This is a genomic window from Micrococcus sp. KRD096 (assembly GCF_017168495.1).
GTDB lineage: Bacteria > Actinomycetota > Actinomycetes > Actinomycetales > Micrococcaceae > Micrococcus > Micrococcus luteus.
Genome location: NZ_JABFAY010000001.1, coordinates 16,720 through 40,708, shown reverse-complemented (window position 1 = coordinate 40,708; position 23,989 = coordinate 16,720). Strand labels below are relative to the sequence as shown.

Sequence of the window (23,989 nt, the reverse complement as noted above, 5' to 3'; positions counted from 1 at the left end):
ATCGTGGTGATGTCCCTTTCGAGAGTGCTGTGGAAGGTTCACTCGAAGGCTCCCACGGTGACCGCGTCCATGCTGGGGACGGTGTTGGCGGCCGGGGAGGGTTACACCACTATCAGGGACTCAACTCTTGTTGTCCTGGTCAGCTTGTCAGCCATCGTCAGCTACAAGTTCAAGAGCACCATCACCGACCTTCAGAACCAGGGCCACGACATCGCGAACCTTAGCCTGGACGGGTGGACGTGGTTTGCACTTGCTCTGATTCTGGTTGCCTCGATCCTGCACGTGATCTTCGAGACCGCACGGCATCGTCGCGCCACCAATCGCACTGACTGACCCCAACACGACGGCCAGCCTCAGCCTGAGCCAACTATTCGAAGGCATCACAGGCTGGCCGTCCTGACTGAATCTCCTACGTCAGACCGAGAAGCCCGCGGCCCCGATACCTCTCCGGTATCGGGGCCGCTCCGTCATGGTGCTCCTGTAGTCAGCTCTGCGTCACAGCGACCTGGAGCTTCCGTTCGATTGCTTCGACGCATTCCCGACGCACGGCCTGATACCGCCCAGCACCCTCCTGGCGTTCATCGAAGTGCCCACCATGAGCCAGCCCCGAGAACAACACATCCGTGCGCTCGATAACATCGGTTCCGGCCAACTCGAACACGCGGTACCGGGACCGGTACGGCGCCCCGTTCTTCGTCATCCGCCAGCCACCGTCGCTGAGCATGGCCAGCACGGTGCCGTACTCCCGCTCCACCCACATTGCGCCGGTGCGGTCGTCCTCATAGAGGTCCCACTCCTGCCTGTCCATTTGCTGGACCCAGTGCATGTTCCACGGGCTACCGGTGCCGCGAACCCAGTTCATCGTCGTTCCTCCTCGCTCGAGTCTTCCGGCTGTTGCTCATCTCCCAGGGTGCCCCAGATGTGCCCGTCCGGGGAGCTCTCCCACTCCACACTGAGGTCGTCCCGACTATCAGCCACGGACACCGCCAGCCGTGGAGCCGACGGCGTAGACGAGGACATCTCCAGCACCACGGCCACGTCTTCAGGCTGCCGGGAGGCGGCCAGCCCCACCGGGTTCGACACCGCGACCTGCCCGCCGTCGCCGTCCACCACACGTGCCCGCACGTATTGCACGCCCGTCGCGGGTCGTTCGAGGGTGTCCTGTTCACGGGTGGTACCAGCCCAGGCCGTGAAGTCGTCCTCGTCGTAGTCCAGCGTGAACGCTGGCCGGTCTCCGTACGCCTCGGGCTCCTTGTGCCTCCCGATCTTCGCGCAGCCGGCCTCATCCACCATGCGGCGCAGACGCGCGGTGAGCATCTCCACATGCGGGTGCCACATCATCATCGGGCCCAGCCCCGGAGCCTGTTCCTCCCAGACCTTGTACTCCATGCACATCGCCGCATACAGCTCGGCCGTCAGGTCCGAGTGCTTGTACCAGCAGGGTGGCACTACCGAGGTCACCAGCCGGTACTCGGCTACGAACCAGTCCACCCACCGACGCAGCGTGTTCCACGCCTCCCACTGGTGCTCTGCCTTGATCTCCCTCCACCGCGTGCCCATCCACACCGGCGGACCCTCGCCCGCGAGTTCCGCGGCGACCTCCGGGTCGACGTAGGGCAGCGGAGTTCCCGTCTGTCCGTCGTCATCGGCGGCCGCCGGCGCCTCCCAGTCCGTGGGCTCGTCGTCTTCAACCCAGGGCGATGCCATCAGTTCCGTCCTTCCCTCGTGTACCGGCGTGCTGGCCCGCCCAACAGCCTCTCGAGCCGGGCGAACAGCTCCTCAACGGCCTCGCGCCCGTCTGCCCCGGTCGAGCGCATGTAGCGATGCGCGGCGTCCTCGCATGTACCGCACAACCACACCCCGATTCCGCCGGTGGCACGACACTCGGCGCGGTCCAGGTATCGTCCATCGGCGCAGTGCCACCTCGTGGAGACGGGCCGCTGGCAGACATGGCACCGTGCACCCCCGTCCGTGCTCATGCCTGCCTCTGCCGGATCATCCTGGCCACGATCACGACCGTGGCCCGCCTGCGGTCCCATCCAAAGAACTCCTTCTTGCCGTCCATGATCTGATGCAGCCGCTGATGGTGGTCCCGGCACAACGGCATCAGGTCGTTGTGCGCTTCGCGGGCCTGCCACCGGCCCTCCTCGTCCTGGCCCACGCCCTTGTACGAGACGTGGTGCAGGTCCAGGGTCCCAGCCTGGGTCAGCGTGATCCCGCAGACCTGGCAGGCCGGCTCTTGGCCGGCCTGCCGGCAGTCTGCGAACCACCGCACCCGCCTGTACCCCCATGCCTGGGACCGCAGGTACCGCTTGTACTCGGCCGAGCTGGTGCGGTGCAGCCCGAACCTGCCCATGCCCTCACCGCACCGGGATCGCCGGGGCCGTCTCCGGCACCGGGTCCAACGCCGCCACGGATTCTTCGGCCCGGTCCGCGTCGGTCGGTGTGGACGGGGCCGGGTCCTTGGACTCCAGCTCAGCCAGCAGCGCCTTCGAGTACCGCCCCGCGGCCTCCTTGATCTGCTTGCCGTCCTTGCGGTCCCACCAGCGGGTCATCTGCATCAGGATCGGACGCCCATTACGGTTCAGCAGGACCCCCCACCCGAACGGCAGCCGACGCAGCTCCGCGACCGAGACCACGTCGGTGTCGTGGATCTGCTCGGAGACCGAGGTGTGGTCCTTGCCGCGAGACTTCGAGGTCCGCATGATCTTGCGCTGGCCGGCCAGCTTGGCGAACTGCTCCAGGTCGGACACGTTCGAGGCACCCCCGAGCTGGACCTTCACCGTGGCCGCATCGAACAACGCCTGCGCCTGCTGCTCGCCCCACTCGTTGCGGGCCTGAGCCATCGACTGGAACACCGCGAACGGGGAGATGCCCACGCCGCCGCCGTCAGCCATGAGCTGGGTCAGCCCCGGCCAGGCACCGGAGATGTTCGCAATCTCATCGAGCACCAGCGACAGCGGCGGGTCGAGCCGGTTCCCGGGCGACTTCGCCGCCAGCTCGCGCGCCCGCTCGGTGATGGCGTCCATCATCGCGATCAGGAACGGCCCCGCCGACGAGCCGCCGGTCTTGGTGCCCACGATGTAGAGCGTCCCGCACTCGGTGAGGAACTTGTCGATGTCCAGGGTCTCCTCGAACCGGTTGGGTCGCAGCACGTCGCGGACCTCGGGCACCGACAGCCCCTTGACCGCACCTTCGACGCCGAACCACTTGGACTGGAGCAGCTTCGGGTCGCCCTCGATGATGCCCTTGAGCACCAGGTTCCAGTTCAGCGCGGCCTTGGGATGTTCGGTGAGGATTTTCACGGCCTCCTTGGCCTCGGCCGGGTTGTTGCCCCACCGCATCAGGTCATCCACGGTGCGCTCACCCAGCGCCGCGGCGTGCAGCAGGCACTCCATGATCGTGATGGCCGGGGCCTGCCACTCCGCGTTCGAGCTGGAGGACCCCAGGCCGGAGGCACCGATCAGCGACGCCGCCCGCTGGTTCGCCACACGCGGCTCTTCACAGCCCGTGATCGGGGACCACTTCAGCGTGGAGGGCTGACCGGTCAGTCCCTGCGGGTCGAACAGGGCCACTGGTCCCTTCTTCTTGCGCAGCTCGGCTGTGGCCCCCAGGTTGTCCGCACGTGAGCTGGTCGTGATGACCGGGCCGGGTGCGTCGAGAATCGCGCCGATCAGCAGGTGCACGCCCTTGCCCGAGCGCGGCGGGCCGATCAGCACCACCGACTCCTCGTAGCTCGCGAACACGTCCACGCCCTCGGCCTTGCCCAGGCGCATGGCCCCGTCCGTGATGGCCGGCTTCTTGATCGAGGGCCGGACCTTCTTCACCCGGGACAGCACCGACTTGCGGCCCACCGTCTTGGTGATCTCCGTAGACCGGGCCAGGCCCTCGCGTTCGCGCAGCTCCTTGATGAACTTCTTGTCCGACTGCTGGTATCGGCTCCACGCCGTCACCGCGACGCCGATCAGCACGAGCACCAACACACCCAGACCGATCAGCCAGCCGATGACCCCGCCGGTGGTCGCCGTGCATCCCTGCGCGGTGGCCCCGAACGTGGCCGGGTCGTGCTCGCCCACGAGGAAGCCCAGCGGCGCGAACAGCGAGTCCGGCTTCGTCGGTGCCCCACAGTGGATACGCCCGGCCAGGAACCCGGCCAGCAGGTACGCCCCGTAGAGCAGCACGGCCGGACCGATGAGCCAGATCAGTGCCGTCTCGGCCGGGCTGTCCCCTTCCAGGACCGAGTTGTTGCCACGTTCACGTCGCATCAGGCCACCGCCTCCTTCGCCTTGTCCATGCGCTCGTCCGTATCGAACAGCGGCAGCTCGGCCCGCGTGAGCACGTTCTGCACCTCGAACGAGGAATCCCCCAGACGCCACAGGCCCGTGCCCTTGGGCAGGGACCGCACCAGGGACCGCTCCCGGTCGGACAGTTCCATCTCCGACGTCGTGATCTTCAGCGCGGACCGGTCCTGCCGGTAGATCACCTTCACGTCCGCGTCGGCCAGCAGGGACCGGGCCATCGCGGCCATCTTCGAGCTCTGATCACCAGCCATGTCCAGGTCAGCGATCTTGTGCAGCACAAGCACGTTGAAGATGCCGTAGGCGCGGCTGAGCTTCCACTGCTCGACCATGCGCCGCAGGTCGGCCTCGGAGCTGATGTTGTCCCAGCCCTCTTCGTAGATCACGATCCGCTGCCCGCCGTCGCGCGTGGTGACCATCGCTTCGGTCCACGCGCCCGCGCACGCGTTGACCACGCGCACCGCCTCCGGGGAGGCACCCAGCAACGCGGAGGTGTCGATGCTCGTCGCGCACGCCTGATCGTCCAGGACCACCGTGGTCTCCCCGTCGAACATGCCGGCCAGATCGCCGGAGGACACGCGGCCCAGCGTCATCATCGTCACCGACGCGGCCTGCGCCTTCATCGCGTCCGGGTCCGTGCGGGCCGCGTCCAGCGCCCGGATCACGTCCGGGATGATCGGCGGACGTCCCTCGGCGTCCGCGACCGCCACAGCCGCGTCCAGGCCCGCCGAGAGCACATGGTGCTCGGGCGAGGTCATGTCCCGGTCGGTGAGGATCTTCACCAGGGCCACCAAGATGGACATGCGCCGAGTCCGCACCATCGAGGCCCACGCCCGATCCGTCATCAGCTCGCCCTGCACGTCCGTCGAGGGCCGGGTGCCCGGGTCCAACGGGTTCAGGCGCGTGTCCAGGCCAGGGCCGACCTGGATCACCGATCCACCCAGGCCCTTGACCACACGGGTCCACTCGCCCTTCTTGTCCGAGGCCACCGAGAGCTTGCGCCCGGCCAGCACCTGCCGCACCGCCAGCGACTTGGCCAGTGACGACTTCCCGGTGCCCACCTGACCGAACAGCATCATCGACATGCCCGAGATGATCCCGGCCTCATAGAGTGCCCACGGGTCGAAGCAGAACGCGCCGCCGCCGTGCATGTCCTTGCCGATCATCAGCCCGCGCGCACCCAGACCGGGGCCGGCCACGAACGGGTACGCCGTCGAGGCCGTATGCGTCGTCGTGCGGACCGGCCGCGGGGCCAGCGTGCGCATCCCCCGCAGCTGCCGTGCCCCGCGCGGTCCGGCCTTGCCCCACTGCGGCTGAGGGAACCGCACCTCCTTAGCCTGCGCAGCCATCGCCTTCCGCAGCGCCCGCTGGCCTCGCTCCAGCTCCCGGGCCGCACGCTTGGCCTCTCGGGCTTCGTCCTTGCCCGGTTCGATGATCTGGAACAGATCGACCTTCGGTTCTTCACGCATCAGAGCTTCATCCTTCCGAACGGCAGGGCACCGGCCACGAACGCCGCGTCCTGCTCCATCCACACCGGGCGCAGCTCGCACCCGGCCGTGATCCCGGAGGCCACGACCTCCGCAGCCGCGGACTCCAGCTCGGACCGCGAGGACCCGGTCACCGTGACCAGCACGACGACATCCACGCCCGTGTGCCGACGCCGCAGCTCGGCCTCCTCGCGCTCCACGTCCTCCAGGGACTGGTCATGTTCCAACGACCCGATGCGCCCGAGCTTGCTCATCAGCCGCGAGTTCGTGTGCCAGTCCGTCTTGCGCCGCTGCACGGACCGCACCGCGGCCCCACGCTCCACCGGAGCCAGGAACACCGAGACCGTGTGCCGGAAGTCCCCGGCGAACACCAGCTCGTCCAGGAACCCCAGCCGGGCCAGGTTCTGCGGCAGCTCGGAGACCTTGTAGGTGCGGTGGTAGTTCCCGTCCGTGACCATGTGGCCCGCATGGACCTCCACGGCCATCGGTCCCGCGCTCGAGGGCGCGGTACCCGCCGTCTTCCCGTCCGCCTTCATGGTCGAGACCATCACCGAGGCGTCCGGGTCGAACGCCGACCGCGAGAGACCGGCCAGCGTGCGCGGAGAGTGCCAGGCGGTCACCTGGGTCCCCGAGCGCGGCAGCGTGCTCTCCACCGTCGTCATCAGCTTGAGCATGTGCTCCATGAGCGCCGGGGTGCCCCCGCCGAGCGCCTTGACCTGCGAGGTGATCTTCGACGGGGAGACCACCAGCGTCAGCCACTGCTCGTGCACCGGCATCGACTGGGCCTCCTTCATCAGCTCACGGAACGCCTGGTCCAGGAACGGGTCGACGCTTGCCCCTGACCGGCCCGCGCCCTCCTGCTTGGACTCGTAGAAGTCCTCCACGGCCGCACCGGAGATGAGCGTCGTCTGATCCGACGCCTGAATCCGCACCACACCCGGCAGACGCGACAGCGCCGCCAGCGACGATCCCCACGACAGGGACCGTTCCTCCTGAGCGTCGAAGGACTCCAGGTCAAAGCCCCGCGTCGTCATGACCTTCGCACAGACCACCGCTTCCCGGGCGCGCGGGTCCCAGACGAACCCGGCCCCGTTGGGCATCGCGTAGACCATCAGCTCACCGGCCACACCCGGCAGCCGGAACCGTGCCGGCTCACCCGGCTTGATCCGCCCCTTCGCATCGCGCTGAGCCTGCGGCCCTGCCTCGCTCACCGGGGCCTGCGGCTCGCCGTCCACCAGCTCCAGCACGTGTGCCGGGGCCATCCCCTGGCGGTACTCGAGCTGATCCGTTGCCCCGCGCCGCAGGTACTGCATCGCCACCCACACCCAGCCAGGCAGGGACCGGCCACGGAACCGGGTCGCGCCGAACGCGCCGATCACGGCCATCAGCCCGATACCCACGAGCATGGCCGGCCCGCCACGCAGGATGAACGCCATGCCGATCAGCACGCCGGCCAGAACCACGATCACCTGCTCCAGGGTCAGCCCCAGGATCAGTCCCTGAGTCCGTTCCTGGGGGAATCGGACGTCGTCGTACTCCGAGTCCATCGACTCCTGAATCATCGTTGCCATCAGCGGCCTCCTCGCATCACCATCGCCCCGGCACGCTGGCGCATCCGGCCAGCCCGCGCCGAAACGCCCCGCATCGAATTCATTGCTCCACGCCCGGCCCGGCTCGCGGCCATCACGCCCGCCTGCTCAGCCTGGCCAGCACCGCCGGCCAGCCACGCGGTGACTGCAAGCATGAAGATCGGCATGGCCGCGGCCACGAACACCAGCACCATGCCAGCCACGGTCTGCACCCAATCCGTGGACAATGCCGCCATCGCCATGCCCAGCCGCACAACGGCGGCTGCGAGTGGCCCGGCCATGATCAGCCCCAGCATCATCGACAGCCACCGCCCCGCCAGCGCCTTGGCCGGCTCCAGGGCCAACGAGAAGATCGCCGGGGCCGCGAACGAGGCCAAGATCAGAATCAGCACCAGACGGAAGATCATCATCGCCATCAGCACGAAGCAGGCGAAGAAGATCACCAGCGCGATGATCACCGCGACCACGATCATCCCGTTCTCCGAGTTCTCGCTGGCCATCTCCCACTGCGCGAAGTTCTCATCCAGCAGGATCTTGTCGTTGGCGGCGTCGTAGGTCAGACCGAACAGCCCCAGCACGCCGGCCACCGCCTCGTCCTGGCCATCGGTGCCACCGGAACCGACCCGCAAGATCCACAAGGTCAGCTGCTGGGTCGCCCCCATCGCCATCCACACCAGCCCGACCACCACGTAAGTCGCCGGGATGCTGAACACCGCCGCCAGGAACGCGCGCACCATGCCGGCCGTAGACCCGCGCACCGCCGAGAGCACGACCTGCACGGCCACGAAGATCATCAGCAGCGGGATCATCGCCACCACGATGATGTTCAGCATCCCCGGGTGGTCGATCACCGTGCTCTCGCCACCGGCCACCGTCGTAGTGACCTGCCCGCCGACGACCGTGACCCACCACTCCGGGGTCAGCGCACCCACGGAGAAAGCCTGCTCGATCAGCCCGGAAGCGGCCTTCGCCAGCCCCAGGATCGAACCCCGCATGAACTCCTCGAAGTCCTTCTCCCACATCGTTCTCTCCCTCCGTGAGTGCGCTCAGGACCTCAGAACAGCGGCAGGCCAGCGCCCCAGCCGATCAGGCTCGCAGCACCGGCGATCAGGGCCGCAGCAACGATGCCCCAGACCACGAAGCTGATACCCACGTCCTGCGCGCGGCCGCTCGAGGAGAGCTTGCCGAAGATCCAGACCAGCACGCCGATGCCGACGGCGACGATCAGGATGACCAGGAAGGTGCCCAACGCCAGGCCCGTGATGTTCTGGATGGTGGGCATCCACGGCCCGTTGAAGCTCGGTGCGATGTCCGGGACACCGGCAGCCACCGTGGTGGCCGCGTGAATCAGATTGCTCATCAGAGGTCCTCCCGTAGGGATGTGATGTGACGACGGCCTGGATACCTTCCGGGCCGAACGGGCAACTCCCGCCCGCTGCCAGATGTACGACGCGCCCCACCGCCACGCATGTCACCTGGCCCGCACACGAGAAAGCCCCCACCCGCTGCATCCGCAGCAGGTGGGGGCAACTCGCAGATCAGATTAAGAGCAGTTCTGACCCCGCGTCAGCGTCAGGGTCCGCCCGGTCTGAGCACCGTTGGTCAGCGACTGACGCGCCACGTGCACCTCGACCGGCGAGCACTCGGCCGTGGCCTCGTTCTGTGCCGAGCAGTCCGGCTCACCCGACCCGTTCACCTCGCCCGTGGCGTACCACTTCACCGATGTGACGACCGTGTACGAGGATTCCGTGCCCGTAGCCTCCTTGCCCCACTCGTACCCGTCCAACGCGGGCTGTCCACCGAGCAACGCACTGATCACACGCTCACGCTCTGCCCGATCCGGCGACGGCTCCTCCTTGTCGAAGTCCCGCACCGCCTGCCGGTTGCAGGTCTGCTTCGGGGCGTTCTTCTCGATCGCGACCGACTGCGGCCTGGCCCCGGCGGGCATCAGCTCGCTCGTCCCCAGCCCAGCCCCCCAGCTCAACCATCGTCCACCCCTTCCGCATCCCGCCAGGCGAAAACCAGGCCCTGCCCCACACCGCCAACACCACGCCAGCACCCACCGCCAGGATCAGCACGACCAGCGCCGTCCCGACCACCCATCCACTGATCTGTGACCACCCCGACAGCCCGTCCGGGTTGATTCCGTTCAACATGTCCGACTCCTCGTCGCTCGTCCGACCCGCTCTTGCTTCGTTGCCGTGTCTCGTCCTGGATTCGCGGTCGCCACCGCGAAGGTCTGTCAGCCCGCCATCACCTGCACCACCACCAGCACCCACACCACGAGCACCACCAGCGCCACGGCCGCAATCACCCACCGACCCCGGGCCGAGTCCCACCCGGCCGGTACACGCTCCTGCCACGACGTCGGCAGTGGCGCGTCCACGGACTCCGCCACCCACCGACGCCCGGCCTCTCCCGTGCGCTGGCGCAGCCGCCGCACGGACGAGAACAGCCCCCGGTCCCGCTCTACGTAGACCACGCGCGGCTCCTGGCCCTCCGGCACGTCATGGCTCTGCTCGAACTCCGTCTGATCGCTCACTTCTCTGCCCTCTCGTTTCGGATCACCGTTGTCGCCACCCTCAGCAGGTGCCGTGTCTCGGCCAGGTACTGCCGACTCGTGGAGTGGCTGAACCCGGTGGCCTGCATGACGTCCTCGACCGTGACCGCTTCCATCCGGCCCCCCGCCTGCGCGCATGCCAGCGCGACCTGCCGCGCCCAGTCCCCCGCGTCCCCGTCGTCGGGAAGGCAGCCGATCAGCACGCGCATCGTCACCGCCTGCCCCGAACGGGCCACCTCCTGCGCCGCCCGGACCACCCGGGCACAGCGCACCAGCTCACGCCGGGCCTGACGCAGTGCGGTCACCGAGACGCCCATCGCCTCCGATGCCGCCACGACGTCATCCCCGAACGCCAACACCACGGCCAGGGCACGGGCCGTCATCTCCGAGGACTCCATGACCGACTCGACCACCCGCATCACCTCCGCGACTTCCCGGTGTGCAGCCAGCGCTTCAACCACAGCCTCAGCCGGGTCCTCCATGACCATCGACACCGCAGTCTTCTCCCGCGCCACCGCGGAAGCCTCCAATGCCTCCTGGCCCGCCCGCGACCGGCCGACCGCCCGCAGATGATCCACCGCCCGGTTCCGGGCGATGGTGCCGACCCAGGTCCGCAGGGAACCCCGGTCCGGATCGAACCGCTCCCGGGAGTGCCACGCGGACTCCCACGTGCTCTGGAGCACGTCCTCCACGACGTCGCCGTTGCCCGAGGGTCCGAGCACGGCCACCACCGTGCCTCGCACCGAGGCCACCGCTTCCGCCAGCTCGTCACCCGTCACCAGCACCATCCCCGCCGGAGCCACCCGGTCCGCCTGCCCGGCCATCACTCCACCGCCTCCACCAACGCCCGTGGCATCGCCCGACGCTCCAGCCGGCAGTGCGGGCAATCCGCAAGCACAGCCTGCCCATACGCCGGGACATGCACGTCCGGGTCCTGGCACGGCTCACCGGTCCGCAGCTCACGCACCTGCCCCGAAGCAGCCGGAGCCTGAGTCACGGCCACCGGCCGGGGCCGGGTCACCGCGACCAACTCCTCGAACTCCGAGGCCAACGACCGCGCCACGAACGCCGTGGGCTTGCGCACCGGCCCCGAGGCCCGCGCCAAGACCACGTCCACGATGGACCGCAGCTGCTCGTCCACGAGGTCCGCAGCCGCCGGCACCCGCTGAACCAGATCCGCCAGAACCACACCCCGATGGACCAGCCCCACGCCTTCCCCACCGTCGATGGCCTGATCGGTCCGTCGTCCGTCGTCCGTCGTCGTCTCCGCGCGCACTGCACCGGACTGACGGACTGACGGACGGACAGATGAGGGTTCTTGAGGGTTAGTCCGCGCGCGATCCTTATAGTCGGCAAAGTCGTAATTGTCGGGTGAGTCCGCCGAAATTGTCGGTTGAGTCGACTCACCCGACAGGTTGTCGGGTCGCGTGTTCATGCGGGTCTCAGATTTACCCGACAGGTTGTCGGGTCGCGTGTTCATGCGGGTCTCAGATTTACCCGACAGATTGTCGGGTCGCGTGTTCATGCGGGTCTCAGATTTACCCGACAGGTTGTCGGGTCGCGTGTTCATGCGGGTCTCGGGGTCTTGGACAAGGCCGTTCAGGGCCTCTTCGCGGAGGTAGTACCTCAAGCCGATCCGACCGCGCCCGTCCCCGTACCGAGACTCGGTGTCCACCAGGCCCAGGTCTCGCAGGCGGGCGATGTGCCGCTCCACCGAACGCACCGTCTGGGCCGACCGCCGGGCCAACAACTCCTGGCTCGGGTGGCACGACCACGCCTCGTCCGCATGGTCACCCAGCAGCAAAAGCACGAACGCCTGGCCGGTGTTGAGCTGGCCCGTCTCCGCGACTTTCTGCGCCCACTTCATCGCTTCGATGCTCATGCCTGCTCCTCCCCGGTCCCGAACGCCTCGGCGTGCGCCTCACGGGCATCGGCCAAGCGGCGACGCCCGGTGCGCTCTGAACACCCGAACTTCTCTGCGACCTCCGCCGCCGAGGGCACCTGGCCCTCCTGCGCACGGGCCACGATCCACGCGGTGATGTCCGCACCCGATGCCGTCTCCACCGTCTTCGTCACTGCGACGACCGGCTCTGACGCCGCCCCGGCCTCGACGACCTCGACCCCCTCGGCGACCTGCGATTCCTCGACCACGGCCTGCTGAACCTCACGGTCATCGCGCTCGGCCTCGAGTTCGGCCTGACGCTCCATCCGCTCCAGCTCCTGCCGGTGCCGAGCCTCGGCCACCTCGGCCTCCCGCTCGGCCTCGCGCCGCTGAGCCTCGATCTGCCGGCGGCTCGCCGCGAGTTCGGCCTCCAGCTCCGCGCGCTGACGATCCAGCTCCGCCTGAGCCTTCAGCTGCTCTGCCTCCTCCGACACCTGCGATGCGCGCTCGGCCCGCCGCGAGTCCGGGTTCTCCACCGCGACCCGCGCCAGCTGATCCGTGGCCACGAACACCGCCACCGGAACCATCACCGCGATCAGGACTCCAACCACGGACTGCCACACGCTCGCGTTCTCAGCACTCCACGCATGCGCCCCGTTGGCGATCATCGACAGGCCCGTGAACGCTCCCAGCGCCCACCACGACGCCCGCGCGGACTCCCCTCGGGACTCATGCACCAGTACGGAGCCCGCGTAGACCAGGATCGCCAGGTCGATGAAGACCGGCACTGCCCAATGCATGAACGGCGGCAGCCCCAGCCAAGCCGCGACCTCGTACAGCGCCGCGAACGAGATGGAGAACGCCACCAGACCGGCCACAGCGGTCCCGGCCACCACAGCCCGGATGAACCGGCCATCGTTCGGGTTCACCCGGCGCGGAAGCGCCCGAATCCCACTGCCCGTGGGCCGCGCCCCGGTGCTATCCTTCGAGTGCTCGACCAGCGTGTTCTTTGGAATGTGCACCGTCTCGGATTGAGCGTTCTCGGAAGCCCCGACAGCCTGCCCGCTGCTCGGGGCTTCCGCCCTTTTCGGCCCAAACGTTCGGGCCTCCCACATCTGCTGCGCGCTCATCGCGTGCCCTCCTCGATCTTCTTCAGCACCTCGTCCAGGTCGTCCACCGCATCCCGCAGCGTCGACCGGATCTCTGCCTGGGACTCGCCCTCGACATGCCCCACAGAACGGATCACGTGCGCCAGAGTCCGCACGCACCGCACCGAGTCCCACACGACCCCGTGAAGGTCCTCGTCCTCGACCAGCGCCTTGCCCGTCACGGGCGACACCAGCGAGGCCACCGGGGTAGCCGCCTTGATCAGCGCTGGCACCGCGGCCGCACCCGACCCGTTGAACGCAGTCAGCACACGACGCGCGCGGCCCTTCTGTTCCTCGTCGTGCCGGACCAAGTTCAGCGGCTCGATCCCGAAGTCCTCGGCCGGCATGTCCAGCACCGAGTCCAGGCCCATCTGGCCCTCGAGCACCGCCTCTGGCCCTTCGGACGACGTCGCGGCTCGCTCGCGCACCGGCTGATAGGTCTTCCCGTCCGTGCCAGTCACCCGCCGAGCGTTTCCAGGTGTCCCATTTGGGACATCTCGACCCGCCGTCGCGTCGAGTTCCCGGTGCACGGTGCTCTTAGACAACTGAGTGGCGGTTGCGATGGCGCGTGCGCTCATGCCGGCCTCACGAAGTGAGAGGACCACGTCCTGCCGATATTCCAAGGGCGGACGGAGGTGGAGGTTTCCGAACTCACGGGTCACGTAGTCGTCCCAGCTGCGGTAGCCAAGAACGGCCCAGGCCCGTCCTCGATATGCCGAACGGATGAGGTGGTAGACCGACTCCATGCCAGTCTTAATCTGGTCCGTGAGGTCACGCGCTGCCGCAGCAGTCATGGACGCGCCGTGGTCAGGGTCAACCACTGTCGCCGTCACGGCTTCCCCTCCTCGGCCTCGAACACGAAGAGGTCTCGCATCGACAACCCAAGAAAGTCAGCGACGGTCTCGAGTTCCGTGAAGGTGAAATCGCGGTGCCCGTTCATACGTGCTGACACCGATGCGCGGCTTAGACCGAGGGCTTCGCCCAGGTCCCCCATGCTTTTGTCGGCCAGGGCCAACCTGGAGCGGATTTGCAGAGTTAACTGCTTCTGTCTCGTCATGGCCACCAGTGTTGTGCTACCCGCAACACTGGTCAAGCCGTGTGTTGCTTATGTAGCAATTTTTTTTCGTATCCCATGACGACTGGCCTGCCCTTCGCTACGCTGGACACATGGATGAGTCAGAAATCAAGACCGCGCTCCTCGCGGAGATCCGCGCCTGGATGGGCCGCCGGCAGGTCAACCAGTCCGACATGGCCCGGCACATGGGCCTGACACGCAGCGCGGTCAGCCGGCGGATGAGCGGACAGCAGGACTTCACGTTCCCCGAACTGGCCTCGATCGCGGGGTGGCTCGACATCACGCTCGCTGAACTGTTCGGCCCGGTCGTCCTCCAGGCACGAAGAAGCCCCCGCACCGACATGGTCGGTGCAGGGGCCTCAGGATCGCTCCCCCGGTTGGATTCGAACCAACAACCCTTCGATTAACAGTCGAATGCTCTGCCGTTGAGCTACGGGGGAATGTGCCGCGAACCGCCGGAGCCGTTCGGACAACGGATGGAACTTTACCAGAGCCACCCGCCTGCGCGCCACCCGGCCGCGGGGCGCCGTCGTCGTCCTGCCCACGCCCGGGGACCGGGCCCTTGCCAGGCACGGCTCCGGCGGGCCTATGGTGCGAGGACATTCCCAGAACCATCAGGAACGGACCCGAAGGAGAGACGTGTCCATGACCATCACGACCCTCACGCGCAAGACCGCCCTGACCGGCACGGGCGTGCTGGCCGCGCTCGCCCTCGCGGCCTGCGGCACCACGGCCGACAACGGCGACGACGGCTCCGCCTCGCCGGAGGTCGACGCCTCCTCGGCGGTGGCGAGCACCCCCGCCACGGACGACGCCTCGACAACGTCGGCCTCGGCGTCGTCGTCGGCCTCCTCCGACTCGGCCTCGTCGACGGCCTCCGCGGCCGGCGGCGGCTCGGCCACCGGCCAGGCCGACGAGCCCGCCTACGCCGTGATCGACGCGGTCCTGGAGAAGTACGGCGACGGCATCATCGTCGCGGTGGATGCCGACGACGATGACACGACCTGGGAGGTCGACGTCGTGGTGGGCGAGGAGGTGAAGGAGCTGGACGTCACCGCCGACGGCGACATCACCGAGACCGACCGCGAGTCGGATCTCGAGGACGTCCAGAAGACGAAGGACGCCGAGGTCACCGCCCAGCAGGCACTCGACACCGCCCGGGAGGGACGTGACGGGGTGACCCTGGACGAGATGGACCTGGACGACGACAACGGTACCCTCCAGTGGGAGGTCGGGTTCGACCGCGAGGACGGCTCCGACGGCCCCGAGGTCGAGATCGACGCCACGTCCGGCGAGGTGCTCACGGTCGACGAGCACTGACGCCGCGCGGCTGGCGGACCGCCGTTTCCCGAACGAAAACGCCCCTGAAGCCGCCGTTTCCCGAACGAAAACGGGTGGGGGTCAGTCGTCGGCTCGGAGGGCCCGGCGGCGCGCCTCCAGTTCCATGAGCTCGCTGTTGAGGCGGGTGAACTCGGCGGGGTCGCCCTCGGGGCCGAGCCGCTGCAGGCGCCCGAGCAGCTCCTCCTTGCGGTGCACGATCTGCAGGGCGAACAGGCGGTTCATGATGTCCCGGCAGTACCGGTCCACATCCTCGGGAGTGCGGGCGGGCAGGTCGCGGACGGCCAGCTCGGAGACGACGCCGGCCACCTCCTGGGGCACCGCGTCCCGCACGGCGTCCACCCAGCGCTGCGGTGTCGCCCCCGCCGACCCGGCCACCTTCACGCCCTGGTGGACGGCGGCGTACTGCGGGACCGTGAAGCGGGCGGCGTACAGCGCGGTCCACTGCTCCGCGGAGAGCAGGGTCGGATGCTGCAGCACCACCTCGAGGGACTCCCGCTCCCGGCGGGCGACGGGGTCGCGCGGATCCACCGGCACCACGATCCGCGGCGCCGGGGCGGCAGCCTCCCCGTGGCGGCCCTGGGGCCCGATCGCCTGCCCGTCGTCCGCCGGGGCCGGCCGCGCCTCGGGCTCGGGCCCCCGCCGCGGCGCGCGCCCGGCCGCGGCCACAGCGCGGTGCACGGCGTTCGGGTCGAGGCCGAGCCAGCCGGCCAGCTCCCGCTCGTAGCCGGGACGCAGGACGGCGTCCTTGATGCCCGCCACGATCGGAGCGGCATGGCGCAGGGCGCCGGCGCGGCCCTCCACGGTGTCCAGGTCGTAGTCCTTGAGCCCGGCCCGGATCGCGAACTCGAAGAGCGGCCGCCGCGAGGCGATGAGCGCGCGCACCGCCTCGTCGCCCTTCTGCATGCGCAGATCGCACGGGTCCATGCCGCTGGGCTCCACGGCCACGAACGTCTTGGCGAGGAACCGGTGGTCCTCGTCGAACGCCTTGAGGGCGGCCTTCTGCCCGGCCTCGTCACCGTCGAAGGTGAAGATCACCTCGCCGCCCGTGCCGTCGTCGGAGATCAGGCGGCGGGCCACCTTGATGTGGTCCGCGCCGAACGCGGTGCCGCACGTGGCCACGGCCGTCCCGACGCCGGCCAGGTGGGCCGCCATCACGTCCGTGTACCCCTCGACGAGCACCAGCTGACGCTCCTTGGCGATCGTCCGCTTGGCCAGGTCGATCCCGTAGAGCACCTGCGACTTCTTGTAGAGCGGCGTCTCGGGGGTGTTGAGGTACTTGGGCCCGGGGTCGTCGTCGTAGAGCTTGCGGGCGCCGAAGCCGATGGTCGCGCCGGTCATGTCCCGGATGGGCCAGAGCAGACGGCCGCGGAACCGGTCGTACAGGCCGCGCTGTCCCTCGGACACCAGCCCGGAGGCGCGCAGCTCCTCGTCCCGGAAGCCGCGCTGCCGGAGGTGGTCCAGCAGATGCGACCACCCCTGCGGGGCATATCCGAGGCCGAACTGCGTCGCGTGCTCCTGCGTGAATCCCCGCTGGGTGAGGAAGTCGCGGGCGGCCTGGGCCTCGGGCGAGCCGAGGGCACGACGGAAGAACTCGTCCGCCACCTTGTTCGCCTCGAACAGGCGACGACGGCGCCCCGTCTCCGCCTTGTCCGGGCCGGTGCCGCCGTCCTCGTAGTGCAGCTCCACCCCCACGCGGGACGCCAGCCGCTCCACGGTCTCCGTGAACGTAGTGTGCTCCAACTCCATGAGGAAGCTGATGACGTCCCCGTGCGCGCCGCAGCCAAAGCAGTGGTAGGTGCCCACGCCGGGGCGCACGTGGAACGACGGCGTCCGCTCATCGTGGAACGGGCACAGCCCCTTGAATGAGCCCACGCCCGCCGAGCGCAGAGTGACGAACTCCTCCACGACGGCCTTCAGATCCGTGCGCTCGCGGACGAGGTCGATGTCCTTGCGCACGATCAGTCCAGCCATGCGGACCATTCTAGGGACGGGGCGGGGCGGTCAGCCCCGAGCGGAACCGGCCTCCGTGGACGGCTCGGCCTCCGCTGCGGCCTGTGCAGGACCGGTCCCTGCCGCGCGGGACGCTTCGGTCCGCGCCGCGTCCACTCCCTCGGACGCGGGGCGCCCGGTGGCGGGGTCGATGACGGGCAGTGCGCCGGTGGCCGCCTCGACCAGCGGATGGAACAGCGCGGCCGACGCCAGGCCGCCGTGACGGCGGCGCGCCGAGGACACGAACGAGAGGCTCATGTCGCCCACCATAGCCACCCGGGACCGTGATTCCGGTCACGGTAAGGCAACATTCTGGGCGGTCAGGTCACGGTTCGACCCGCGCCCGCCCCCGCGGACTGCCCGTGCAGCGGCAGCAGCCGGGGCACCAGCCGGACGAGGCTCACCATCGCCCCGAGCTCCACGAGCGTCTGCGTCACCACCACGAGCGGGGCCGGGTCCAGGCTCGCCGGCAGGGCCAACGCCAGCGGCAGCACGACCAGGGAGTTCCGCGTCACGCCCGAGGACACGAGCGCCCGTCCTGCGGGCACGTCGAGACGCGCCCACCGCGCAGCCACCACACCGAGGGCCACCATCACGACGGCGAACGCCACGAACAGGGGCACGACGGCGGCCAGCGCGGGCAGCCGTTCCCCCACCCCGCGGATCTGCGAGGCGACCACCGTGAACAGCGTGACGACCATGAGCGGGACCATCGCCACCGTGAACCCGCGCACCACCCCGGCCGCGCACCGCACCCCACTGGAGCAGCGCCGCGAGCGCGAGCGGCGCCAGGATCAGCAAGACCAGGGCACGGACGAACGGCCCGGCGTCGACCACGGCCACCGCCGCCTCGCCGGCGACGACGCGCAGCAGCACGGGCAGCACGGGCAGGACGGGCAGCACGACCAGCTGGACGAGCATGAGCAGTGGAGCCGCCGCCAGCAGCCGCTCGGCCGCCCCGCCCGCGAGCGCGGTGAACGCGATGACGTAGTCCACGCACGGGGCCAGCAGCACGAGGAGCACGCCCACGAGCAGCACGTCGTCGTGGGCCACGAACCGACTCAGCCCGAACACCACCGCCGGCACCACCAGGAACGTCGCCAGCAGGAGCGGCGCGAGGACCGGCTCGACGAGCACCGCCCACGCGCCGGCCCCGGGCACGGCCCACCCGACGACGGCGCCCGCGGCGATCCCGGCGGGGGCTGACCCCTACGCTGGGGGCCATGCCCACCGCCCCCGCACCGTCCGAGGCCGCTGCCACCCCGTTGCACGTGGCCGTGCGCGCGCTCGACGCCGCGGCGCTCGCGGCGGCCGGACACACGGCGGCGACCGCCGTGGCCGCGGTGTACGCGCACGCGGTGGTGCGCGGGGCGGCGTCGTTCTGGCTGGACTCGGCCCTGCCGGACCCGGCCGAGGCCCGCTGGTCCGTGGCGGGCGACGGCCTGGACGTGCTCGGCGAGGAGCAGGGCCGTGTGCCCTCCCCCGGACCGCGCCTGGTCCGGCACGACGACCCCGCCGATCCGGACCGCGCGTGGGCGGGCCTCGCGGCTGCGGCCGCGCCCCGGCCGGTGGTCGGCGGCGAGGGCCTCCCCCTGCGCGGCGGCCTGGTCGGCTGGCTCGGCTACGAGCTCGGCCTGGCGGATCTGGGGGTGACACCGCCCTCACGTCGAGCCGAGGACCCCGCGCCCCTGCCCGCGCAGTTCTGGGTGCGCCCGTCCCGCTACGTCGTGGCCGACCACGCGGCCGGGGTGCTGCACTGCTGCGTCGTCTCCCTCGATCCGACCACCGCGGAGGCCGGGGCCGACCGCTGGGCGGCGGACGTGCGCCGCGCCCTCGCCGCGGCCCGCCGCGCTCTCGAGACGGCGGCGGGCGACGCCGTCGTACCCCCGCCGCAGGACGCCGTCCCGGGGCCGCGGGCCGATGAGGAGGCGCCGGGCACGTGGCGCGAGGACCGGGCGGCGTACGCCGAGCAGATCGCCCGATGCCGCGCCGCGCTGCACGCCGGCGACTCCTACGAGCTGTGCCTGACCACCCGCTTCGACGCCGATCCCGGGCTGCGCGTGGACCCGCTGGTCCTCTTCCACGAGCTCGCCGCGCACCAGCCGGCCCCGTATGCGGCGCTGCTGGAGCACGGCACGGGCTCCCGCCGGTGGGCCGTGGTCTCCGCCTCCCCCGAGCGGTTCCTCGCCGGGCGCGAGGGCCGGTACAGCACCAAGCCGATCAAGGGCACCGCCGCCCGACTGGCCGACCCGGCCGGGGACGCCGAGGCCGCCCGCGCGCTCGCCGCCGACCCCAAGACGCGCGCCGAGAACCTCATGATCGTGGACCTGCTGCGCAACGACCTCTCCCGCGTGTGCGAGCCCGGCTCCGTGCAGGTGCCCTCCCTCATGGCGGTGGAGAGCTACGCGAGCGTCCACCAGCTCGTCTCCACGGTCACGGGGACCGCGCGGGCCGGCATCGAACCCGTGGACGTGGTGCGGTCGCTGTTCCCCGGCGGGTCGATGACGGGCGCGCCGAAGCGCCGCAGCGTCGAGCTGCTGGCCGCGTGGGAGGCCTCCCCGCGCGGGGTCTACTCCGGGGCGCTGGGGATGCTGAGCGCGGACGGGACGACGTCGTTGTCCGTCGTGATCCGCACGGCCGTGCTCGCCGGGGGCCGCTGGTCCGTGGGGACCGGCGGGGCGATCGTCGCGGACTCGGACCCGGCCGCCGAACACGACGAGGTCCTCCTCAAGGCCCGCGGCCTGCGCCGGGCCCTCGCCCGCGCCGCCGGAACGGGCCTGCCGACGACGGCGCCCGACGTCGCCTGACCCCACCCTGTGGTTCGGGGGCGATATTCGGCGGTATTCCGACGGAATAACGCCGCAAACCGCCCCCAAACGAGGGGGGCGCCCACCCGTGCGGCCTGCCTAGGCTGGGGACATGGCCGATCCGCACCCCGTCCTCGCCGCCTCCGCCCCCGACCTCGACCCTGACGCGCTGGACGCCGTCCGCGCGCTCGTGGCCGCCGCCGAGCGACCCGTGGTGCTTTCCGGGGCGGGGATGAGCGCCGAGTCCGGCATCCCCACGTTCCGCGACGCCCAGACCGGCCTGTGGGAACGGTTCTCCGCGGAGGAGCTCGCCACAGAGGAGGCGTTCCTCGCCGATCCCGCGCTCGTGTGGTCCTGGTACCGGTGGCGTGCCCGGATGGTGCGAGCCCGCCGACCCAACCCGGGGCACGACGCCGTCGCCGCCTGGCAGCGCCGCACACCCGGTCTGGAGGTGGTCACCCAGAACGTGGACGACCTGCACGAGCGCGCCGGCGCCCGGGTCCTCGCACACCTGCACGGCTCCCTGTTCGAGCACCGCTGCGCCGACTGCGGGGCCCCCGCCGACGTCGACCCGGGCGCGCCTGCGGACGAGGCGACGGCCGGCTCCGAGGCCGACCTCGAGGCGATGCTCCGCGAGGCACCGCCGACCTGCACCGTGTGCGGGGACGGGCTGATCCGCCCGGGGATCGTGTGGTTCGGGGAGATGCTGCCGGCCGATCCCTGGGACCGCGCGTTCGCCGCGCTCGAGGACTGCGACCTGTGCGTCGTCGTCGGCACCTCGGGCATCGTCCAGCCGGCCGCGTCCCTGCCGTTCGTGGCGCTGGGAGCCGGGGTCGCCGTCGTCGAGGTGAACCCCGTGGAGACCGAGCTGAGCGGCGCGGTGACGCACGCGCTGCGCGGCTCGGCCGGGGCGGTGCTGCCCGCGCTCGTCGCCGGCGTCTGGCCCGGGCCGTCGGGGGCCTTGTCGACTGCGAGGCACGTCACATGGTGACGCAATAGACAACACACGCATGACTTAATAGGCTCCCCTTGCCGGCCCGCCAGGAACCCCTGGCCCGCGGCGCCGCCCCCGCCACTCCTCCCGAATCGAGATTGCCATGCCCCAGTCCCGCGCCCTCTCGCGTGGTGTCCGCCTCTCGGCCGTGTCCGCCACGCTGCTGCTCGCCCTGACCGCCTGCGCCGGCGGCACCGGCGGCTCCGGCTCGGACTCCGCGTCCGGCGCGGCGTCCGGCTCCGCCTCCGCCGCCGAGTCGGACAAGAAGGTCACCCTGTACTCGGGCCGCAGCGAGGACCTCGTCCAGCCGATCCTGGACGAGTTCACCGACGAGACCGGCATCGAGGTGGAGGTCCGCTACGACAAGACCCCCGCCATGGCCGCGCAGCTGATCGAGGAGGGCGAGGGCTCCCCCGCCGACGTGTTCCTCTCCCAGGATGCGGGCGCGCTCGGCGCCGTCGCCAAGGAGGGCCTGTTCACGCCCCTCGCCCAGGAGACCCTGGACCGCGTGCCCGAGACCTACCGGGACGACGAGGGCGACTGGGTCGGCCTGACCGGCCGCGTCCGCGTGCTGGCCTACAACGAGGAGAAGGTCCCCGAGGCCGACCTCCCGACGTCGGTCGACGAGCTGACCGATCCGAAGTGGAAGGGCCGCGTCGGCGTCGCCCCCACCAACGCGTCCTTCCAGACGTTCGTCACCGCCCTTCGCCTGCAGAAGGGCGAGGACGAGGCCCGGACCTGGCTCGAGGACTTCGCCGCCAACGACCCGCAGCGCCGCGAGAAGAACGGCGAGATCCTCGCCGACGTGGACGCCGGCACCCTGGACACCGGCCTGGTCAACCACTACTACCTGTTCGAGCTGGCCCGGGAGAAGGGCGTCGCCCCGGAGGAGCTGGGCGCGTCCCTGCACTTCTTCCCCGACGGCGACCTCGGCTCGCTGGTGAACGTGTCCGGCATGGGCCTGGTGGGCGAGCAGGAGGACGGCGACGCCGCCGCCCTCGTGGAGTACCTTCTCTCCGAGGACGGTCAGTCGTACTTCGCCGAGGAGACCGGCGAGTACCCGCTCGTGGAGGGCGTGGAGCAGCCGGCCGGCTTCCCGGAGCTCTCCGAGGTCAAGGCCCCCGACGTGGACCTCAACGACCTGGACGACCTCCAGACCACCATCCAGATGATCCAGGAGGCGGGCCTGCTCTGACCCCCCGAGCACCGGAGCCGGCCGTCCGCCGCACGCGCGGACGGCGCGCTCCCGCGGCGCTGACCGCCGCGGCCCTCGTGGCCGCGGCGGTCGCGCTCGTCCCCATCGGCTACCTGTTCCTGCGCACCGCCCAGGGCGGGTTCGGCCCCTGGCTGGACGCCGTCGTGAGCCCGCGCGTGGGCGCCCTGGCCGCCACCTCGCTCGCGCTCACCGCCGTGGTGACCGCGCTGTGCCTGGTGATCGGCGTGGGCGCCGCCTGGCTCGTCACCCGCACCGACACGCCCGGCCGCGGCCTGCTGGCCGTCCTGCTGGCGCTGCCGCTGGCCGTGCCCTCCTACGTGGCGGCGTTCACGTGGGTGTCCGTCTCGGACCTGCTGCCCGGCGTGGAGGCGGGGCGCTTCGAGGGGTTCTGGGCCGCGGTGACGGTGATGACCCTCTACACGTACCCGTACGTATACCTGCCGGTGGCGGCCGCGCTCTCCCGCATCGACCCCGGCCAGGAGGACGTGGCCCGCTCGCTCGGCCGCGGCCCCGCCGCCACGCTGTTCACCGTCACGCTCGCCCAAGTGCGCCCGGCGATCGCCGGCGGCGCCCTGCTGGTGGCCCTCTACGTGCTCTCCGACTTCGGCGCCGTGGCCATCCTGCGCCTGGACACCTTCACCCGGGCGATCTTCACGGCGCTCGAGGTGGGCTTCAACCGGCAGCTCGCCCTCACCCTGGCCACCGTGCTCGTGCTGCTGACGGTGCTGGTGCTCTGGGGCGAGTCCCGCACCCGCCGGGCCGACGACGGCGTCCGCTCCGGTCGCACGGTCCGCCGGGTCAGCGTGCACCGGCTGGGCCGGTCCCGCTGGGTCGGCACCGGGCTCCTCGCCGTGGTCACGGGCGCCGCGCTGGGCGTGCCCGCGGTGAGCCTGGTCCGCTGGATGGGCGAGGGCACGTCCCTGTCCGCCGTCCGGGACCGCTGGCTCGACGCCGTCTCCGGCTCCGTGGTCCTGGCGGGCGCGGGCGCGGCGCTCACCCTCGCCCTCGCCCTGCCGATCGGCATCCTCGCCGCCCGCCACCCGGGGCGCGTCTCCCGGATCGCCGAGCGCGCCGCGTTCCTCGCGCACGGGCTGCCCGGCGTCGTCGTGGGGCTCTCCCTCGTGTTCCTCGGGGTCTCCCTGGTCCCGGCGCTCTACCAGACCACGTGGATGGTGGCCTTCGCCTACGCCACCCTGTTCCTGCCGCTGGCGGTCACGTCGGTGGCCGGGGCCGTCGCCCAGTCCTCCCCTGCCCTCGAGGAGGCGGCCCGGTCCCTGGGCTCCTCGGGCGCCGAGGTGCTGCGCCGCGTGACCCTGCCGCTGGCGCTGCCGGGGGTGGGCGCCGGCGTCGCGCTGGTGGCCCTCACCGCCATGAAGGAGCTGCCCGCCACGCTGCTGCTGCGGCCCACCGGCATGGACACGCTCGCCACCCGCCTGTGGAACGCCACCAGCGTGGGCCGGTACGCCGAGGCCGCCCCCTACGCGCTCACCCTCGTGCTGCTCGCCGCGGTGCCCACGTGGGTGGTGGTCCACCGCACGGGGATCGTCGCGGCCGTGCGCGGCCGCTCGAGCGCCCCGTCGACCCCGAACGAGGTGTCAGAATG

24 protein-coding genes, 1 tRNA gene and 1 pseudogene are annotated in these 23,989 nt (G+C 70.6%); 7 read left to right on the top strand and 19 right to left on the bottom strand.

Annotated elements, in window-relative coordinates; genetic code table 11:
• The coding region (locus J1M41_RS00215) for a hypothetical protein (RefSeq protein WP_206450906.1) at window positions 1–333 on the top strand (333 nt) is incomplete at its 5' end.
• A 151-nt stretch (window positions 334–484) separates the two neighbouring features.
• On the opposite strand, the gene J1M41_RS00210 is transcribed toward J1M41_RS00215, so the two are convergent.
• The 15 genes from J1M41_RS00210 to J1M41_RS00140 all read right to left on the bottom strand — a co-directional run bounded on the left by J1M41_RS00210 (window position 485) and on the right by J1M41_RS00140 (window position 14,021).
• The gene (locus J1M41_RS00210) at window positions 485–862 is read right to left on the bottom strand and encodes a hypothetical protein (protein WP_049145134.1); all 378 of its coding nucleotides are present in this window, start codon (window positions 860–862) and stop codon (window positions 485–487) included.
• Window positions 859–1,707, bottom strand: coding sequence for a hypothetical protein (locus tag J1M41_RS00205; RefSeq protein WP_049145136.1), 849 nt, complete (start codon window positions 1,705–1,707; stop codon window positions 859–861). Before J1M41_RS00205 ends, J1M41_RS00210 begins: the two co-directional genes overlap by 4 nt.
• A gap of 268 nt (window positions 1,708–1,975) precedes the next feature.
• On the bottom strand, window positions 1,976–2,356 hold the full coding sequence (locus tag J1M41_RS00200; RefSeq protein WP_049145137.1) for a hypothetical protein: 381 nt from the start codon (window positions 2,354–2,356) through the stop codon (window positions 1,976–1,978).
• 4 nt (window positions 2,357–2,360) lie between these two features.
• The gene (locus tag J1M41_RS00195) at window positions 2,361–4,265 is read right to left on the bottom strand and encodes a type IV secretory system conjugative DNA transfer family protein (RefSeq protein ID WP_049145140.1); all 1,905 of its coding nucleotides are present in this window, start codon (window positions 4,263–4,265) and stop codon (window positions 2,361–2,363) included.
• Window positions 4,265–5,767: a conjugal transfer protein TraC gene (locus tag J1M41_RS00190; RefSeq protein WP_049145144.1), complete on the bottom strand. Its 1,503-nt coding sequence runs from the start codon at window positions 5,765–5,767 to the stop codon at window positions 4,265–4,267. The genes J1M41_RS00195 and J1M41_RS00190 overlap by 1 nt, the downstream gene beginning before the upstream one ends.
• On the bottom strand, window positions 5,767–7,356 hold the full coding sequence (locus J1M41_RS00185) for an SCO6880 family protein (RefSeq protein ID WP_060973428.1): 1,590 nt from the start codon (window positions 7,354–7,356) through the stop codon (window positions 5,767–5,769). The genes J1M41_RS00190 and J1M41_RS00185 overlap by 1 nt, the downstream gene beginning before the upstream one ends.
• The gene (locus tag J1M41_RS00180) at window positions 7,356–8,396 is read right to left on the bottom strand and encodes a hypothetical protein (RefSeq protein ID WP_206395742.1); all 1,041 of its coding nucleotides are present in this window, start codon (window positions 8,394–8,396) and stop codon (window positions 7,356–7,358) included. The genes J1M41_RS00185 and J1M41_RS00180 overlap by 1 nt, the downstream gene beginning before the upstream one ends.
• A 32-nt stretch (window positions 8,397–8,428) precedes the next feature.
• A complete protein-coding gene (locus J1M41_RS00175) occupies window positions 8,429–8,734 on the bottom strand; it encodes a hypothetical protein (RefSeq protein WP_060774791.1) in 306 nt (101 codons plus the stop codon).
• A 183-nt stretch (window positions 8,735–8,917) separates the two neighbouring features.
• A complete protein-coding gene (locus J1M41_RS00170; protein ID WP_241247527.1) occupies window positions 8,918–9,322 on the bottom strand; it encodes a hypothetical protein in 405 nt (134 codons plus the stop codon).
• Between the two features lie 294 nt (window positions 9,323–9,616).
• A complete protein-coding gene (locus J1M41_RS00165) occupies window positions 9,617–9,916 on the bottom strand; it encodes a hypothetical protein (RefSeq protein ID WP_206395744.1) in 300 nt (99 codons plus the stop codon).
• Window positions 9,913–10,758: an RNA polymerase sigma factor gene (locus J1M41_RS00160; protein ID WP_241182212.1), complete on the bottom strand. Its 846-nt coding sequence runs from the start codon at window positions 10,756–10,758 to the stop codon at window positions 9,913–9,915. Before J1M41_RS00160 ends, J1M41_RS00165 begins: the two co-directional genes overlap by 4 nt.
• Window positions 10,758–11,816 (bottom strand): helix-turn-helix domain-containing protein, encoded by a 1,059-nt coding sequence (locus J1M41_RS00155; protein ID WP_206450905.1) that lies wholly within the window; start codon window positions 11,814–11,816, stop codon window positions 10,758–10,760. Before J1M41_RS00155 ends, J1M41_RS00160 begins: the two co-directional genes overlap by 1 nt.
• Complete coding sequence (locus tag J1M41_RS12175) at window positions 11,813–12,946, bottom strand: DUF2637 domain-containing protein (RefSeq protein ID WP_206450904.1); 1,134 nt, start codon at window positions 12,944–12,946, stop codon at window positions 11,813–11,815. The genes J1M41_RS00155 and J1M41_RS12175 overlap by 4 nt, the downstream gene beginning before the upstream one ends.
• Window positions 12,943–13,710 (bottom strand): helix-turn-helix domain-containing protein, encoded by a 768-nt coding sequence (locus tag J1M41_RS00145; RefSeq protein ID WP_241179489.1) that lies wholly within the window; start codon window positions 13,708–13,710, stop codon window positions 12,943–12,945. Before J1M41_RS00145 ends, J1M41_RS12175 begins: the two co-directional genes overlap by 4 nt.
• Window positions 13,711–13,793: 83 nt before the next feature.
• A complete protein-coding gene (locus tag J1M41_RS00140) occupies window positions 13,794–14,021 on the bottom strand; it encodes a helix-turn-helix transcriptional regulator (RefSeq protein WP_060974140.1) in 228 nt (75 codons plus the stop codon).
• A 110-nt stretch (window positions 14,022–14,131) separates the two neighbouring features.
• Between J1M41_RS00140 and J1M41_RS12340 the strand changes: the two genes are divergently transcribed.
• Complete coding sequence (locus J1M41_RS12340) at window positions 14,132–14,446, top strand: helix-turn-helix domain-containing protein (RefSeq protein ID WP_081097766.1); 315 nt, start codon at window positions 14,132–14,134, stop codon at window positions 14,444–14,446.
• Here J1M41_RS12340 and J1M41_RS00130 read toward each other — a convergent pair.
• A tRNA-Asn gene (locus J1M41_RS00130) sits at window positions 14,408–14,479 on the bottom strand. The genes J1M41_RS12340 and J1M41_RS00130 overlap by 39 nt on opposite strands.
• Before the next feature lie 205 nt (window positions 14,480–14,684).
• Here J1M41_RS00130 and J1M41_RS00125 point away from each other — a divergent pair.
• A complete protein-coding gene (locus J1M41_RS00125; protein WP_206450903.1) occupies window positions 14,685–15,359 on the top strand; it encodes a PepSY domain-containing protein in 675 nt (224 codons plus the stop codon).
• Window positions 15,360–15,440: 81 nt separating this feature from the next.
• On the opposite strand, the gene dnaG is transcribed toward J1M41_RS00125, so the two are convergent.
• The 3 genes and pseudogenes from dnaG to J1M41_RS00110 form a co-directional block, all read right to left on the bottom strand.
• A complete protein-coding gene (dnaG, locus tag J1M41_RS00120) occupies window positions 15,441–17,351 on the bottom strand; it encodes a DNA primase (protein WP_206450902.1) in 1,911 nt (636 codons plus the stop codon).
• A gap of 30 nt (window positions 17,352–17,381) precedes the next feature.
• Window positions 17,382–17,627 carry a hypothetical protein gene (locus J1M41_RS00115; RefSeq protein WP_095695799.1) on the bottom strand — a complete coding sequence of 82 codons (246 nt, stop codon included), beginning with the start codon at window positions 17,625–17,627 and terminating at the stop codon, window positions 17,382–17,384.
• Between the two features lie 62 nt (window positions 17,628–17,689).
• Window positions 17,690–18,560 (bottom strand): annotated as a pseudogene (locus J1M41_RS00110) (arsenic resistance protein).
• Window positions 18,561–18,592: 32 nt separating this feature from the next.
• Here J1M41_RS00110 and J1M41_RS00105 point away from each other — a divergent pair.
• The 4 genes from J1M41_RS00105 to J1M41_RS00090 all read left to right on the top strand — a co-directional run.
• Window positions 18,593–20,176 (top strand): anthranilate synthase component I family protein, encoded by a 1,584-nt coding sequence (locus tag J1M41_RS00105; protein ID WP_095695477.1) that lies wholly within the window; start codon window positions 18,593–18,595, stop codon window positions 20,174–20,176.
• A gap of 112 nt (window positions 20,177–20,288) precedes the next feature.
• A complete protein-coding gene (locus J1M41_RS00100) occupies window positions 20,289–21,167 on the top strand; it encodes an NAD-dependent deacylase (RefSeq protein WP_095695476.1) in 879 nt (292 codons plus the stop codon).
• A gap of 106 nt (window positions 21,168–21,273) precedes the next feature.
• Window positions 21,274–22,365 (top strand): iron ABC transporter substrate-binding protein, encoded by a 1,092-nt coding sequence (locus J1M41_RS00095; RefSeq protein WP_036317448.1) that lies wholly within the window; start codon window positions 21,274–21,276, stop codon window positions 22,363–22,365.
• Window positions 22,366–22,442: 77 nt separating this feature from the next.
• The coding region (locus J1M41_RS00090; protein WP_010079202.1) for an iron ABC transporter permease at window positions 22,443–23,989 on the top strand (1,547 nt) is incomplete at its 3' end.

Coding starts and splice junctions, on each gene's coding strand:
- J1M41_RS00160 (WP_241182212.1), bottom strand. CDS start 10,758: ATGGCCGGGCAGGCGGACCGGGTGGCTCCGGCGGGGATGGTGCTGGTG.
- J1M41_RS00100 (WP_095695476.1), top strand. CDS start 20,289: ATGGCCGATCCGCACCCCGTCCTCGCCGCCTCCGCCCCCGACCTCGAC.
- J1M41_RS12340 (WP_081097766.1), top strand. CDS start 14,132: ATGGATGAGTCAGAAATCAAGACCGCGCTCCTCGCGGAGATCCGCGCC.
- dnaG (WP_206450902.1), bottom strand. CDS start 17,351: ATGGCTGGACTGATCGTGCGCAAGGACATCGACCTCGTCCGCGAGCGC.
- J1M41_RS00170 (WP_241247527.1), bottom strand. CDS start 9,322: ATGCCCGCCGGGGCCAGGCCGCAGTCGGTCGCGATCGAGAAGAACGCC.
- J1M41_RS12175 (WP_206450904.1), bottom strand. CDS start 12,946: ATGAGCGCGCAGCAGATGTGGGAGGCCCGAACGTTTGGGCCGAAAAGG.
- J1M41_RS00175 (WP_060774791.1), bottom strand. CDS start 8,734: ATGAGCAATCTGATTCACGCGGCCACCACGGTGGCTGCCGGTGTCCCG.
- J1M41_RS00095 (WP_036317448.1), top strand. CDS start 21,274: ATGCCCCAGTCCCGCGCCCTCTCGCGTGGTGTCCGCCTCTCGGCCGTG.
- J1M41_RS00195 (WP_049145140.1), bottom strand. CDS start 4,265: ATGCGACGTGAACGTGGCAACAACTCGGTCCTGGAAGGGGACAGCCCG.
- J1M41_RS00190 (WP_049145144.1), bottom strand. CDS start 5,767: ATGCGTGAAGAACCGAAGGTCGATCTGTTCCAGATCATCGAACCGGGC.
- J1M41_RS00145 (WP_241179489.1), bottom strand. CDS start 13,710: ATGGAGTCGGTCTACCACCTCATCCGTTCGGCATATCGAGGACGGGCC.
- J1M41_RS00200 (WP_049145137.1), bottom strand. CDS start 2,356: ATGGGCAGGTTCGGGCTGCACCGCACCAGCTCGGCCGAGTACAAGCGG.
- J1M41_RS00185 (WP_060973428.1), bottom strand. CDS start 7,356: ATGGCAACGATGATTCAGGAGTCGATGGACTCGGAGTACGACGACGTC.
- J1M41_RS00105 (WP_095695477.1), top strand. CDS start 18,593: ATGCCCACCGCCCCCGCACCGTCCGAGGCCGCTGCCACCCCGTTGCAC.
- J1M41_RS00140 (WP_060974140.1), bottom strand. CDS start 14,021: ATGACGAGACAGAAGCAGTTAACTCTGCAAATCCGCTCCAGGTTGGCC.
- J1M41_RS00180 (WP_206395742.1), bottom strand. CDS start 8,396: ATGTGGGAGAAGGACTTCGAGGAGTTCATGCGGGGTTCGATCCTGGGG.
- J1M41_RS00205 (WP_049145136.1), bottom strand. CDS start 1,707: ATGGCATCGCCCTGGGTTGAAGACGACGAGCCCACGGACTGGGAGGCG.
- J1M41_RS00125 (WP_206450903.1), top strand. CDS start 14,685: ATGACCATCACGACCCTCACGCGCAAGACCGCCCTGACCGGCACGGGC.
- J1M41_RS00115 (WP_095695799.1), bottom strand. CDS start 17,627: ATGAGCCTCTCGTTCGTGTCCTCGGCGCGCCGCCGTCACGGCGGCCTG.
- J1M41_RS00155 (WP_206450905.1), bottom strand. CDS start 11,816: ATGAGCATCGAAGCGATGAAGTGGGCGCAGAAAGTCGCGGAGACGGGC.
- J1M41_RS00210 (WP_049145134.1), bottom strand. CDS start 862: ATGAACTGGGTTCGCGGCACCGGTAGCCCGTGGAACATGCACTGGGTC.